11 protein-coding genes, 1 other RNA gene and 1 pseudogene are annotated in these 12,920 nt (G+C 48.1%); 4 read left to right on the top strand and 9 right to left on the bottom strand.

The genetic code is table 11. The features are described from left to right. Positions 1 to 60: 60 nt before the first annotated feature. The 3 genes from GKO28_RS15340 to GKO28_RS15330 all read right to left on the bottom strand — a co-directional run bounded on the left by GKO28_RS15340 (position 61) and on the right by GKO28_RS15330 (position 5,811). Complete coding sequence (locus tag GKO28_RS15340) at positions 61 to 2,421, bottom strand: response regulator (protein WP_182076937.1); 2,361 nt, start codon at positions 2,419 to 2,421, stop codon at positions 61 to 63. A gap of 13 nt (positions 2,422 to 2,434) precedes the next feature. Next, positions 2,435 to 5,413, bottom strand: coding sequence for an AAA family ATPase (locus GKO28_RS15335; protein ID WP_182076936.1), 2,979 nt, complete (start codon positions 5,411 to 5,413; stop codon positions 2,435 to 2,437). Positions 5,414 to 5,487: 74 nt separating this feature from the next. Further along, positions 5,488 to 5,811, bottom strand: a complete 324-nt coding sequence (locus tag GKO28_RS15330) for a hypothetical protein (protein ID WP_182076935.1) — start codon at positions 5,809 to 5,811, stop codon at positions 5,488 to 5,490. 344 nt (positions 5,812 to 6,155) lie between these two features. On the opposite strand from GKO28_RS15330, the gene ssrA reads away from it, so the two are divergent. Further along, positions 6,156 to 6,519: a transfer-messenger RNA gene (ssrA, locus tag GKO28_RS15325) on the top strand. A gap of 463 nt (positions 6,520 to 6,982) precedes the next feature. Next, on the top strand, positions 6,983 to 7,108 hold the full coding sequence (locus GKO28_RS22990) for a hypothetical protein (RefSeq protein ID WP_374220737.1): 126 nt from the start codon (positions 6,983 to 6,985) through the stop codon (positions 7,106 to 7,108). Here GKO28_RS22990 and GKO28_RS15320 read toward each other — a convergent pair. The 3 genes from GKO28_RS15320 to GKO28_RS15310 form a co-directional block, all read right to left on the bottom strand. Then, positions 7,092 to 8,030 carry a DUF2157 domain-containing protein gene (locus GKO28_RS15320; RefSeq protein ID WP_182076934.1) on the bottom strand — a complete coding sequence of 313 codons (939 nt, stop codon included), beginning with the start codon at positions 8,028 to 8,030 and terminating at the stop codon, positions 7,092 to 7,094. The genes GKO28_RS22990 and GKO28_RS15320 overlap by 17 nt on opposite strands. Continuing rightward, positions 8,030 to 8,632, bottom strand: a complete 603-nt coding sequence (locus GKO28_RS15315) for a hypothetical protein (protein ID WP_203564206.1) — start codon at positions 8,630 to 8,632, stop codon at positions 8,030 to 8,032. Before GKO28_RS15315 ends, GKO28_RS15320 begins: the two co-directional genes overlap by 1 nt. A gap of 433 nt (positions 8,633 to 9,065) precedes the next feature. Then, positions 9,066 to 9,521 carry a hypothetical protein gene (locus tag GKO28_RS15310; protein ID WP_203564205.1) on the bottom strand — a complete coding sequence of 152 codons (456 nt, stop codon included), beginning with the start codon at positions 9,519 to 9,521 and terminating at the stop codon, positions 9,066 to 9,068. A gap of 255 nt (positions 9,522 to 9,776) precedes the next feature. Between GKO28_RS15310 and GKO28_RS20390 the strand changes: the two are divergent. Further along, positions 9,777 to 10,201: pseudogene (locus GKO28_RS20390) on the top strand (transposase); the annotation flags it as partial. Next, a complete protein-coding gene (locus GKO28_RS15300) occupies positions 10,194 to 10,481 on the top strand; it encodes a hypothetical protein (protein WP_182076931.1) in 288 nt (95 codons plus the stop codon). The pseudogene GKO28_RS20390 and the gene GKO28_RS15300, both read left to right, overlap by 8 nt. Before the next feature lie 82 nt (positions 10,482 to 10,563). On the opposite strand, the gene GKO28_RS15295 is transcribed toward GKO28_RS15300, so the two are convergent. The 3 genes from GKO28_RS15295 to GKO28_RS15285 form a co-directional block, all read right to left on the bottom strand. Next, a complete protein-coding gene (locus GKO28_RS15295; RefSeq protein ID WP_203564204.1) occupies positions 10,564 to 11,136 on the bottom strand; it encodes an MFS transporter in 573 nt (190 codons plus the stop codon). A gap of 75 nt (positions 11,137 to 11,211) precedes the next feature. Next, positions 11,212 to 11,775 (bottom strand): MFS transporter, encoded by a 564-nt coding sequence (locus GKO28_RS15290; RefSeq protein ID WP_203564203.1) that lies wholly within the window; start codon positions 11,773 to 11,775, stop codon positions 11,212 to 11,214. Between the two features lie 93 nt (positions 11,776 to 11,868). Continuing rightward, positions 11,869 to 12,891, bottom strand: coding sequence for an ArsJ-associated glyceraldehyde-3-phosphate dehydrogenase (locus GKO28_RS15285; RefSeq protein ID WP_182076930.1), 1,023 nt, complete (start codon positions 12,889 to 12,891; stop codon positions 11,869 to 11,871). Positions 12,892 to 12,920 lie beyond the last annotated feature (29 nt).

Here is a 12,920-nt window from a genome sequence, read left to right as displayed (position 1 = left end):
CAACACGCCAAACCACTGGCAGCATCAATCCCAGGCAAGTCATAAATGGTGCGTTGTGGCTTAGTTACTGTAGGAACAGCTGTGTCGTCCACGCCGGCAGGATCCGCCAACATGCGATTTTTTTTGCGGGCTGATCCAGCGCGCAATCGTCGCGAACATTTCAGCAATATTGAGCGGCTTGGCAATATGGTCATTCATTCCTGCTGCCAAGACCTTATCACGATCCCCCGCCATCGCATTGGCCGTCATGGCAATAATCGGCAGATGCGCCCACGCTGGTTGATTGCGAATGATTTTAGTGGCTGCGTAGCCATCCAGTATCGGCATTTGGCAATCCATTAAAATCCCATCAAAGTCAGACTGCTCAGCCAAAATATCCAAAGCAATTTGGCCATTACCCGCCAAGCACACCTCAATGCCGGCCTTTTCTAACAACGCAATCGCTAGCTCTTGATTGAGTTCATTGTCTTCAACCAACAAAACCCTAGCGCCATGCAATTTTAGCATGGTTTCACTTTGCGTTTCGGCTCTTTGCTCTAGGCGCGTTTCAGCCAGCTGCCCTTTATCTAAAGCCAAACCTATGGCCTCTAATAAAGACGACCTTGATACTGGCTTACTCATCACTCCCCGCACACGCGCACCACACTGCTCCGCCATTGCAGTCACATCTTGACCATAGGCAGAGATTAAAATCATCGGGGGCAGGCCACTTGCAAACGCCGATTGCAGCTGGACAATACATTGCAAACCATCGAGCATCGGCATCTTGTAATCCATCAAGACCAAATGATAAGGCTGACCACCAGTCATTGAATTAGCGATCATACCAATCGCCAAGTGCCCATTACTCACCTGATCAATTTGCATGCCAAAACTACCCACCATACGCGCCAAAATCTCTCTCGCGGTGGGGTTATCATCGGCAATTAACACGCGTAAACCAGATAGTTCTTCAGCGAGAAACATCCGTTTAGGTATTTTTTGGCTCGCTTGTAAACCAAAGAAAGCATGAAAATGAAATGTCGTTCCGGCCCCTTCTTGGCTTTCTACCCAAATTCGGCCATGCATTAATTCAACCAGTTTTTTGGAAATCGCCAAGCCCAAGCCCGTACCGCCATATTTACGGCTGGTTGAACTATCGGCCTGACTAAACGATTGAAATAATTTGTCACACTGAGCGGCACTCATGCCGATACCCGAATCACGCACCCAAAAATGCAGTTCAATTAATTCACTGTCGGCGCTGATTTTTTCAATTCCAACGACAATTTGCCCTTTTTCGGTAAATTTAACCGCGTTATTACCCAAATTAACTAAAATCTGCCCTAGCCGTAATGAATCACCCACCAAGGACATGGGCAAATCCATCGGCACTTCAAACAACAACTCCAGCCCTTTGTCTGATGCCTTATCGGCCACTAAATTAGCCAAATGATCGAGCACATCCTCTAAACCAAAATCAGCTAATTCCATATCCAACTTGCCGGCTTCGATTTTAGAAAAATCTAAAATATCATTAATAATGCCCAGTAGATTTTCTGCCGCTTTATTCACCTTACTCACGTAATTACGCGCCTTGGCTTCGAGTGGCAACTCTAAAGCCAAATGTGACATGCCGATAATGGCATTCATGGGCGTGCGAATTTCGTGGCTCATATTGGCTAAAAAATCACTTTTAGCGCGTGTAGCTTCTTCGGCAGCATCTTTGGCAATTTCTAGCTCGCCGGTACGCTCTTCAACCAAGGCTTCTAAGTGGTTTTTATACGCATCTAATTCTGCATACGCGGTTAGATTTTCAATCGAAATCGCGGCCTGCGCCGCCAACCAGCTAATGGCCTGACAGCGCTTCACTGAGAAAACGCCTTCAACTGAACCATGCTCTAAATATAAAACGCGCTGCGTTTTTCCTTGTCGGCCGATGGGCATGCAGAGCAAAGATTTTATTTTTCGGACATGAATCTGCGGGTCATCAGCAAACTCAAGTGCTTGGCTCGCGTCTTCTAAAACAATCGCTTCACGCGTATTGTTAACCAAGCGAATCACCGACTCGACCAACCCCGTATCCGCCTGCATTGAACCGGCAGATTCTTCGATATACAGCCGATTATCTAAATCCAAAACAATACAACCTTGCTCGGCGCCAGATGATTCCAAAATGATTTTTAACAATCGAGACAACAAGCCATCGAGCTTGCTTTCACTTGAGATGGTCTGGACCGCACGCAAAATTGCCAAGACATCAATCGCGTCCAAGCCAAATTCATTCGTCACCATACTCGCGGTTCTAGCTAATTCAATTTTTGGCGATATGCGAGATCTCACTCGGTGCGCTAGCGCCAAAGCTTGGCACTCAACATAGGCTTGTAGTGCTTGCTCTAGTGCTAATGACGATGCGGCAGCATTGCGCCGACGCTGGTGCATTTGCGCCAATGTTTCATTGAAAAAACCCAGATTTCAGCAAAAAACAATGATGTTGCGCACTATGAATCGCTTGCTGGCAGAGCGATATGGCTGGCTCTTCTTCGCCATCTAAATCTGCCAATAATGCACGCAAGAAAAACAATTTATCTTCAACATTTTCAGCGCAGCCTGCAACATAAACCGACTGATAAAAACCCTCTATTTCTTTTAATTCAGATATTAATTGCGCTCGACTATTTGATTCAGCGGCTCTAGCCTTGCCTGCCAACGCCACACCATGCCAAAACGGATGGTGCAAGCTCAATAAATAGGTCGCCGGCCACGCCGTTTGCACGCTGGCATATAAACGAATCGCATCATCGAAGCGCCCCTCAAGGGTATACAGCATCATGCGACAAATATTTAGGCCTGCGATGGTAATGGGCACCGCCTGCCATGCTTCGATAAACGCCGCCTCCGAAAAATCACTATGGTCCAATACACCTAAGCCCGCGGTATCACCATGCAAAGCAGCCGCTGTTGCCGCAAATGGCAAACTCAAGCTACTCACAAAAGGCAGCTCATTGCTGGCACAAAAATTGAGTGTTCTTTGGGCGGTGGATTGTAAATCTGTCACGTCTCGGCATAAAAACAAACTAACCCAAGGTATGCCGACCAACATATAGCCACCATACAGCGGATCATGCGCACGTAATGCAACGCTATAGCCTTCATTGAGCAGTGGAACCGCTCGCTGAGCAGGCTCGGCCCAATGCGTAATATTCCAGCCGTGATAGGCTAGGCAGCGCTCATAGCCATACAAATCATAAGTTTTGCTGTTGCTATTAAGTAAGCGAATACCCACATCGGCAATTTTGCAGGCATCTTGATATCGGCGATGGTGCGCAATTAGTGCAATACCCAGCAAAGTAAAAAACATCGGTGAAACCCGCGTATAGCCATAGCGTATTGATCGATTAACACCAATGACCGCAATCACCGAAAAGAACGAGAAATTCACAAAAATAGCCGGCTCAGAAACCTGCGACAACACTTTAAGTACCGCATCATGCGTCGCATCGTCACTCACGGCTACATCATCAAGTGATGAGTAAGATTGCGTATGCATCGTTGCTTCAAATTGCTCAAGCTCTTGCTGATATCTTTTCATTAACGCCGCTGCATCATCAAGCGGCGGAATATCAATGCCAAATAGAGCCAAGGCCTCTCGGCCCAGCGCATTGATTTCTGCTAAGCGGCTATCGTGATTTAAATGAGCAATACGTAAAAAATACAGCTCGACTTGCTGCAAAGGGGTTTGAGCATATTGTTCAAGCAATTGAATATAATTAGCGACCCGATCAAACAACCCGGCCAATTCAAGAACTTGAGTCGCATTTAAATACAGCGCAAATGACAACTCAAAGTTATTCTCCGAAAACGCATCGCCCAGCAAAGCAATGCCAGTTTCTAAATAATTAAGCGCCGCTTGATAAGCCATGGCTTGCCTAGCTTTCTGTCCAGCTTGGAAATTTAACTCTGCTAGCTGCAAACGATCATTGGGCAAACTAATTAAATGCTGAGCGGCATTTAGATGATCAACGATTTCAAATAATTTAGGCTCTATATCACTCGTTATCATTCGCTCGAGCATCAAACGACCAATTCGTAAATGCAACCCATTGGTATATTCATCAGACTCTAAAACATAAGCGCCTTGCTGTACTCTATCGTGCAAAAACTTAAATTCGTGCTTATCTTTACCGTCGGTAATGGGTAGTACAATTTCTTCTTGTAAAGCGGGTGCTAACATCGTCAGAATCGTAGCTTGATCAAACCCGCCTATCATAGATAGCGTTGCCAAATCAAAACGGTTACCAATACTCGCCGCAATATTCAAAATATTGCGCGTTTCTAACGGCAGACGCCGAATACGGCGAACCATTAAGTCAATGACATTTTCAGTATGAGTGAGTGCTAAGGCACGGGATTTAGACCAAACCCACCAGCGGCGCTGCGGATGAAATGACAAGATTTTCTCATCATATAACTCCTGCAGAAACTGCCGTAAAAAGAACGGATTCCCTTGCGTTTTGCGCATTAACATATCGTAAAACAGTGGCAAATCATCTAGGCCAGGAAAACTATCACAAACCAATTCAGCCAAATGCGCAGTAGCCAGAGGCCCTACGCTCACGGCTTGAATCGCTACGCCTTTGTTTTTAAGTTCAGCAAACATTAACGCCAGTGGATGCTGCTCATCGACCTCGTTATCGCGATAAGCGCACAAGACCAATAAATACCCCACACTGCCTTCGGACAAACAGCTTTGAATCAAGGCCAAGGATGCAAAATCAGCCCATTGCACATCATCTAAAAACAATACCAAGGGATGATTTTCATGCGCAAATGCCTTTAATAACGCGGTAAATGCCATATTAAAGCGATGTTGACCTGCTGGCCCTTCCAAAACGCAAGGCTTAGCTTGCGGGCCAATAATTCGCGTAATATCGGGAATTATTTCAGCAATCACGGCACTATTTTCACCAAGCACCTCAAGCAAAGCCGAGCTCCATCGTGCTAAATGCGCTCGATCTCCCGATAAAATTCGCCGCAACAAAGCGGTAAACGTCTCAATTAACGCAGAATAAGGCACCTGCCGACGAAATTGATCATGCTTGCCCTCGACCATGGCACCGCGCGATGCGGCAACCGCCGCCCGCAAGCTGCGAACCAACGTGGTTTTACCAATCCCCGAGTAGCCGCCAATGGTGCACAACACCCCCTTGCCTTGGCAGGCTTGCTCAAAAAGTTGCTGAAGCTGCGCTACATCAGTATCACGTCCATATAACTTATTGGAAATAATAAAACGCCCAGATTCATCGTGCGTACCCAGCAAAAAATCCTCAACCACCCCCGATTGCATCCGCTGCAAACACTCTCGCAAATCAGCACTTAATCCCGCAACAGAGGCGTAACGTCCCATCGTTGGTTTTTCAAGTAGCTTGAGCACTATACGGCGCAATATCGGGGGCATAACCTGAGCACTGGGCATGGTTGCAGGTGGTAGCGCCAGATGAGCATGTACTAACGCCAGTAAATCATCTGCAACAAAAGGGGAGAATCATTAAGCCAGGTATACAGTAAACAGCCCACTGAATATAAATCACTGCGCGGACTGACTTTATCCCACATCCGTCCAGCCTGCTCTGGCGATGCAAAACACAAATCCTCAATGCTAATTAGCTCAGATCGCGTCGCTGGTGGCGCAGTCAAACCGACTAAACGATCCCCATTAAAACGCAAATTCGCCAAAGTGATCGCACCATGAAAATTGCCATCGGCATGATAAACACTCAGATGCTCAAGCAACTCAAGCGCATTTTCAAGCGCCAAAATAATCCGCTTCATAAGCCACCTATGGCATGTCAAACATCAAATCACACGGCAAAGCGAATAGCACTACCACGACTACTCAACTAGTGTAGTCAGGATTTGTGACTTTTAAAGGCAGCAATACAACAAGAATTTGTCAACAAAAACCAAACAGCTGCAAGAAAAAACAATATTCATATCAAAAAAATGCATAAAATCGGCCTCATTGGCAATAAAACTCGCCCGAACAAAGAAATAAGCCTTTGATATCAATAGCACTAAGCTTAAGCCCAATAAGTTAACGCGCGAACCGCTAGCCCAAAGCAAGCATAAGCAGGTATAATCGCTACTCTTCTTGTCCAACTTGAAGACTACCGATCGGGGGCGCCATGGTTTCGACGGGGGTTGCAAAGCGGGTGAGGGCATGTCGGGATCGCAGATTCCCGTTAAACACTGTATTTATATAGTCGCAAACGACGAAACTTACGCTCTAGCCGCTTAATTGCGCTAGACTCTACACCACAGGGTCCATCGGGTGGGCTGGGTCAAACCAGCAGTAGAGTCATTAAGATGGAATCGCCTTAACTCGGGTTACTTGGGTTGGGGTTAAATTTAGGTAACTCGCTCTCCTCAAGCCTGCCCATCGGCGTGAAAGGGAGTTAAAACCCAAAAGATAAGGCTAAACATGTAGAACTCTTCGTAGAGTGCTTCCGGACGGGGGTTCGACTCCCCCCGCCTCCACCAGCATTTAAGACTAAAGCCCTGATTAATCAGGGCTTTTTCTTTGTCATTACATATCAGACCCACCCCTAGCCCCACACTACGATAGGTTTCTACTGGCTATTTGTGGCGGCTGAATTGTCACAAGACATTTTACGGACAGAATGCGTGACTTACTGAAGCTCAGCACTCATGAGGAAGAAGCCGTTTGCACGATGCGCTGCGCAAACCTTCTACTCATTTCAGCTTTTGGCGATACTAGGCAGTACGCAGCAAAAATACCGCATTGGGGTACGTCGAGCGCACTGCGATTTTTGATTAACTATTTTGTAGAATGGCGGTACCACTGGTGCTTGGTTCGCACTAGCATGCTGAATAATTCAGTAGTTTATCCACATATCCCGACATAAAAATACGTCTGCAAACTAGCTGCCTCTTTATTGATTAGCAGCCAGATAATCAGCCGTCTTGAAAGCGATATTTTTCCTTGGCTTGGCAAAAGCGAATATCAACAATCAACGCACCTGGGTTGCTGGCTTACCTACGACGCGCCGAAGAGCGCGGTGCCATTGAAACTGCGCGTAAGCTAGCGGCACCTACCCTTTTTGTTTGATGTATTTGTTGTTGATTCTAACTGCCAGTACGCCCGCGCCAATCAGCAGCACGCCCAGCAGCACCAAGCCGATAGGCCCAGCAAGACTATCCGCAAAATGCTTATTCATGAAATATCCGACATAAGCTAGCGTAACCAATGTACCCACAGTCAGCAGCGCGCCCGAGCGAACCACGGTCGATAGAAAAATAGTGCCGCAGGCTAGACCAAGGAAAAGGATTTCAAACGGCGTATTGCGCAGCCAGTCGCCCATCGCACACAGGAACATCATCGACCCGAAGACATAGCAGATCGGCGCTAAAGACTGGTGCTTGGATTTGCCAAGACTCCAGCCAATACAAGTGAGTGACAGTCCCATGACAACGCCGATGAGATTCGCATCAATATGCATCAAATCAAAAGCGATGGCGAAAAAGAAGGTGCCAAAGAAGATCGTCGTGAATGCCAGCACCGTACGATCCTTAGCCCAAAACGTAAATCCTTGCTGTATCGCCATCACGCAACACATAAACAGCATGCCATGCGCAGGGTTACCACCGCGCGAAAACTCATTCAGCGTCACCAAAATGCCAGTTGGCTGTAGCAGCGCAGCCAGCAGAAATAAGGGTGTTGCCGCTTTTTCGAGGCTAGGCCGCGTAGTGCAAGTAATGGCCATGATAAATACGCAGTAGCCCAAGCCCAACGTGGCCAAAATTCGCGCAACCGTGCCCATTTCGTCCCACTGCATGCCGATAAAATAGGCCACGCCTGAAACAATGAATAAACCGCCGATATATCCGAATAGGCGCGCGAGAATGCTACTGCCCTTTTTCGCCTGGACTTCGGCGCTATCGTGTAAAGCGCCCGTGATTTCATCAATCGTTATCGCGTGATTATTCATCAGCGCAATGATGTCATTGAGTGCATCGTCTCGGTTTGTCATTATGGAATAACCCAGCCAATAAATTGCGCCTGTCCGCTGTAAAAATAAGTGCGCCCATCGTCTGGCGACAATTTTACATTGCGTGATCCGTTGCTAATCATGCTATTGCTCGAACTGCGCCCCCAGCCGAAGAAGATCTCGTTGAACAGCCCACGGTGTTGATAGCGGTCACTCAATTCGTAACCATCCGGCGATTTTAGCTCGGTCGACAGTTTCAAGCCTTTCGTACTCTGAACGACTTCTTCACGGGTGCCGCGGATTTGATCAGCGGCATTTGGCAGGCCAAATTCCAGCTCGCGCACTCCTTGTGTCTTCGCATCGAATAAATACAACTTTGGCCAGTAGGAACCATAGTTGTTATTACGGTCTTTTAGCTGGGTGTACTGCGCCATTAGCACCCCATTTTTTACGACCAGATTCGCCGAGATCGGCATTGACTGATTGCTGCGGTAATCGTTAATACTGAAAACGAGACTGTATTTCGGCGGCTCCCCCGAAGCGGGTAAAGCGCTAGCCACCATAAACCCAATCATCAGTAGCACCGGCAAGGCCAATCCGATGATTAACACGAAATGATCCTTAAAGAAATTCTTTGCCGCCATATTGTGTTCCTTCGCCGCAACCGGCTTAGCAGTTCGCATTGCTATTGCTTATCACTTGTTGTGATTCAGAGGATGACGATGCCCGCACCTTGATTCACGACGACACTCGCTTTTTTTGGTCAATATTATCCCTTACGAAATCATAGAGCAAAGGCCCACGTAAGAAATACGTTTGTGAGTATTAACTACTGCCGCTATTGCGCAGAGAACATATCGCCAGATAAATAAAGCAAAATCGCAGCAAAAAGACCTAGAAACCCGTAACCTTGCGATCAGGCATTGCTTAATTTTTCGCCGCTGTGCACGCAAAAAAAAAACCCCATTCACAAAGGGGGATTTGGCTCAGTGGCGCTAAATGGTGAGCAACTGAAAACGAATAGATCACCGCCTTCGCAACGCCAACTCGATATTGAGTACCGCAAATATCTAGGGATTAAAGACTTCCCTCATTGACCAGTGATTGAAAGTTTTGCAATTTTCCATTTTGATCAAAATTGCATTGGAATGCTTTTTTGCCTTGATTACCTAAGTCGCCAGTGCCTTTGATTGCATAGCCCGTTGAGGTTGCAAACGCTTTACCGGTCTCAATATACATTGGCTTGGTATTGAATTGTCCCACCGCTTCGCCTTTACAATATGAAGTCATATTTTTTGGCGGCGTGGTTGTGCTCTTCGTTTGCGGTTTTGCCATGGTTTTGGCGGCATCCGCTTCAGAACAGACACCATTAGCACCTTTTTTTCCGGTGTAAGACACATTGCGTGTGCCATCTAGGTTGGTCATTACCGAGACAGCAATGCCATTGGCTTTTACTTCAAAAGTAATTTTCACTGAAATTCTTAAGTTGCGCTTTTTTGCCATTAAGAATGGCATAGCCACCTTGATCGACATGCAATTCGATACCGGTCGGGCATGAATAATTCATCGTAGGAATAACAGCCTGGGCTGCGCCAGCAATTAAAAATACGCAAAGAAGTAAGAATTAAGAATTAAGAATTAAGAATTAACGTTTTCATGGTGAAGTCTTTAGGGCGTGAATCAAAATAATGTGTAACTAGATGGCTTTGTTGCATAAATCAGCGGCGCAATGCGACTGGTAGAATAATGGCATGAGCAAACCTGCCCTAACAAATACAAAACGAGCAACTGCCCAACCATATCGACCGTCATCCTGGCCTGAAAAACGACATCGATTTGCTGCAAAGCATCCCCGCAATTGACCCACAAAGTGGCACGCAATTATTGGCGGTGATGCATACGCATCAGTTCAATACGGCCGAACAATGATCGGCCTATTTGGGCTTAGTTCCCGTCGAGCGACAATCTGGCTCGTCGTTACTTGGCCGCGCCAAACTCTCTAAAGCGGGTCCTGCAAAGGTTAGCGCAGTGCTCTACATGGCGGCGATCGTCGCCACCAAGCCCCCCATGTCAAAGCTTTATTTGAACGTTTACTGGCCCGAGGCAAGAGCAAAATGTCAGCGCTCGGCGCTTGCATGCGTAAATGGGTTCACCTGTGCTTTGGCGTCTTAAAAACCCAGAAAAAGTATCAAGCTGAGTATCAAAATGCTTGACCGGCAAGACGGTATATTGCCTGAGTTGTTGGATCAAATTCCCGAAGCAGAGTCGATTGCGGCAGTGTACTGCGATGGGGCTTACGACACCAGGAATGCCACAATGCGAGTGAGTGATGCGCGTTACTTTGATCGTCAGGTGGCGAAGTTGCAAGTGCATGCGGTGATCTTAAATCGTTTTACACAGTTAGGCACACCGACAACGCTGCGTGTGGGAGAAATCCATCTGGGGTTTGGGGTGAATTACCCTCTTGCTGATTTTTGTAACAAAGCCGCATGACCTTTAACAACATGTAGCTAGTTATTTTCGCTCTATTTTTCACCTCGCTTTAGCGTCCCTATTTGGCAGCACAGCTCAGCGTTTAAACTGTTGCATGCCGAGGCAAACCCAATGAAATTAGCGCGGCTAAGGCAATAAAAACTGCCGAGATCCACAGGCACGCCGCCAAACCCGCCGTTTGGTAGACCCAGCCGGACAATACCGTACCAATCAGCCGCCCTATTGCGTTGGCCATATAATAAAAACCAACATCAAGTGATGCGCCATCCTCCTTGGCGTAGCTGACGATCAAATAGCTGTGTAATGAGGAATTAATCGCAAACAGCACCCCAAATAGCAACAGCCCGCCAATCAGTATCGCCTCTAAGCCATTATCTAGATTAACCCCTATGGCAATACCTGCGGTTAATACGGTCAGCGGAATCGCCCACAGCATCGCGGCGCGACCATCGGGCACTTTGCCAGCCTTTTTGCCGGTTAGATAAGGCGCGAGCGATTGCACGATGCCATAGCCAATCACCCAGCAAGCAAAAAACGTCCCCACAGCCCAATCGGCCCAGCCCAAAGTCGTCGCCATAAACACCGGCAGCGCCACCACAAACCACACATCGCGCGCGCCAAACAAGAATAACCGCGCTGCGGATAGAATATTCACCGCGCGACTGCTGGAGAAAATCTCACCAAATTTAGGCTTGTTTTTTTGCCTTGCCCAAGTCTGATTTCAAACTCATCAGGCTGGCAATCCACACGATGAGCAACACCCCCGCCATCGCCCACATTGCGCCGGCAAAACCCAGTGTGGCGAGCAACACGCCGCCCAAGAAAACCCAACGCCTTTGAGCGCATTTTTTGAGCCGGTGAGCACCGCCACCCATTGAAAGAGTTTCCCTTCCGCGCCAGCGGGAACCAGCGTCTTGATGCTGCTTTTGGCACTCATTTTATTGAGGTCTTTCGCAATGCCCGACAACGCCTGCGCCGCCATCACCCATGGCACAGTGAGCATTGCAGTCGGTACGGTCAACGCCAGCAGCGCAATCACTTGCAAGCCTAGGCCGATATTCATCGTCTTATTCAAACCAATCCGCGCCCCCAGCCAGCCGCCGACCAGATTGGTGACCACACCAAAAATCTCGTAAAACAAAAACAGCAACGCAATATTGAGCGGTGAAAAGCCAAGCTGATGAAAATGCAGCACGACCAACATCCGCAAAGCGCCATCGGTTAACGTAAACGTCCAGTAGTTGCCGGTGATGATCAGGTATTGGCGAATAGCCGGTGAAAGGCTGGAAAGCATGATGAAAATCCAAGTCCAATTGATAGGTATTGCCCTGTAGCCTTTTACTTTAAATAGATACAGAGCAATACCATTTAGAGTATTTGCTACAACTTATTGATTGACTAAACCAACTTGTCGAACCAGCTCAGCCGTGCGGTTCACATAACCCCATTCATTGTCATACCACGCGTAGAGTTTGAGCTGCGTGCCGTTGATCACCATCGTCGATAGCGCATCGATGATGGATGAACGTGCGTCGCCACGGTAGTCGATCGACACCAGCGGGCGCTCTTCATAGCCCAAGATGTCTTTCAAATAGGTTTCTGATGCCGCTTTCAGTAGCCCATTCACCTCTTCCACCGTCGTCGCACGTTCTAGCTCGAATACGCAATCGGTGAGCGAGGCATTGGTCAGCGGCACGCGCACGGCGTGGCCGTTCAGGCGGCCTTTCAGCTCAGGAAAAATCTCGGTGATGGCGGTGGCGGAACCCGTCGAAGTCGGAATCAAACTGGTGCCGCAGGAGCGCGCACGGCGTAGATCTTTGTGCGGCGCATCGATGATGGTTTGGGTATTGGTCAAATCGTGAATCGTCGTCATGCTGCCGTGACGGATGCCGAGTTGTTCGTGAATCACTTTCACCACGGGTGCTAGGCAATTGGTCGTGCAGCTGGCGGCGGTGACGATGCGGTGAATCGCTGGGTCGAACAAGTGATCGTTCACACCCACCACGACATTGAGTACGCCAGCTTCTTTGACGGGCGCAGTCACAACAACGCGTTTTACGCCTTGATCCAGATAGGCTTGCAACAACGCAGTGGTACGCATTTTACCTGAGGCTTCGATGACTACATCGCAGCCCGACCAGTCGGTATCGCCAATCGCTGTGTTGCGCGTGGTTTTGATGCGTGCGATTTGATTAGATGCATCAGCAATCACAATATCGTCGCCGTCCGTGCCCGCTTCATGCGCCCAGCGGCCATGCACCGAGTCGAAATTCAGCAAATGCGCCAACGTCGCCGCATCGCCCGCCGGATCGTTAATCTGCACAAATTCAATCTCTGGCCAGCCCCAAGCTGCGCGCAGTGTTAAACGACCCATACGGCCAAAGCCGTTAATCCCTACTTTGATGCTCATTTGTGCTGTCCTCGGATTGAAATTGATAC

Origin of the sequence: Deefgea sp. CFH1-16 (assembly GCF_016881365.1) — a bacterium.
Classification (GTDB): Bacteria; Pseudomonadota; Gammaproteobacteria; order Burkholderiales; family Chitinibacteraceae; genus Deefgea.
The sequence above is the reverse complement of the archived record's forward strand: the minus strand, read 5'-3'. Positions and strand labels throughout refer to the sequence as shown.

Excerpts from the sequence above, each read along its gene's own strand:
- GKO28_RS15290 (WP_203564203.1), bottom strand. The coding sequence starts at position 11,775 with ATGCTTTCCAGCCTTTCACCGGCTATTCGCCAATACCTGATCATCACC.
- GKO28_RS15320 (WP_182076934.1), bottom strand. The coding sequence starts at position 8,030 with ATGACAAACCGAGACGATGCACTCAATGACATCATTGCGCTGATGAAT.
- GKO28_RS15315 (WP_203564206.1), bottom strand. The coding sequence starts at position 8,632 with ATGGCGGCAAAGAATTTCTTTAAGGATCATTTCGTGTTAATCATCGGA.
- GKO28_RS15330 (WP_182076935.1), bottom strand. The coding sequence starts at position 5,811 with ATGAAGCGGATTATTTTGGCGCTTGAAAATGCGCTTGAGTTGCTTGAG.
- GKO28_RS15340 (WP_182076937.1), bottom strand. The coding sequence starts at position 2,421 with ATGCACCAGCGTCGGCGCAATGCTGCCGCATCGTCATTAGCACTAGAG.
- GKO28_RS15285 (WP_182076930.1), bottom strand. The coding sequence starts at position 12,891 with ATGAGCATCAAAGTAGGGATTAACGGCTTTGGCCGTATGGGTCGTTTA.
- GKO28_RS15300 (WP_182076931.1), top strand. The coding sequence starts at position 10,194 with ATGCTTGACCGGCAAGACGGTATATTGCCTGAGTTGTTGGATCAAATT.
- GKO28_RS15310 (WP_203564205.1), bottom strand. The coding sequence starts at position 9,521 with ATGTCGATCAAGGTGGCTATGCCATTCTTAATGGCAAAAAAGCGCAAC.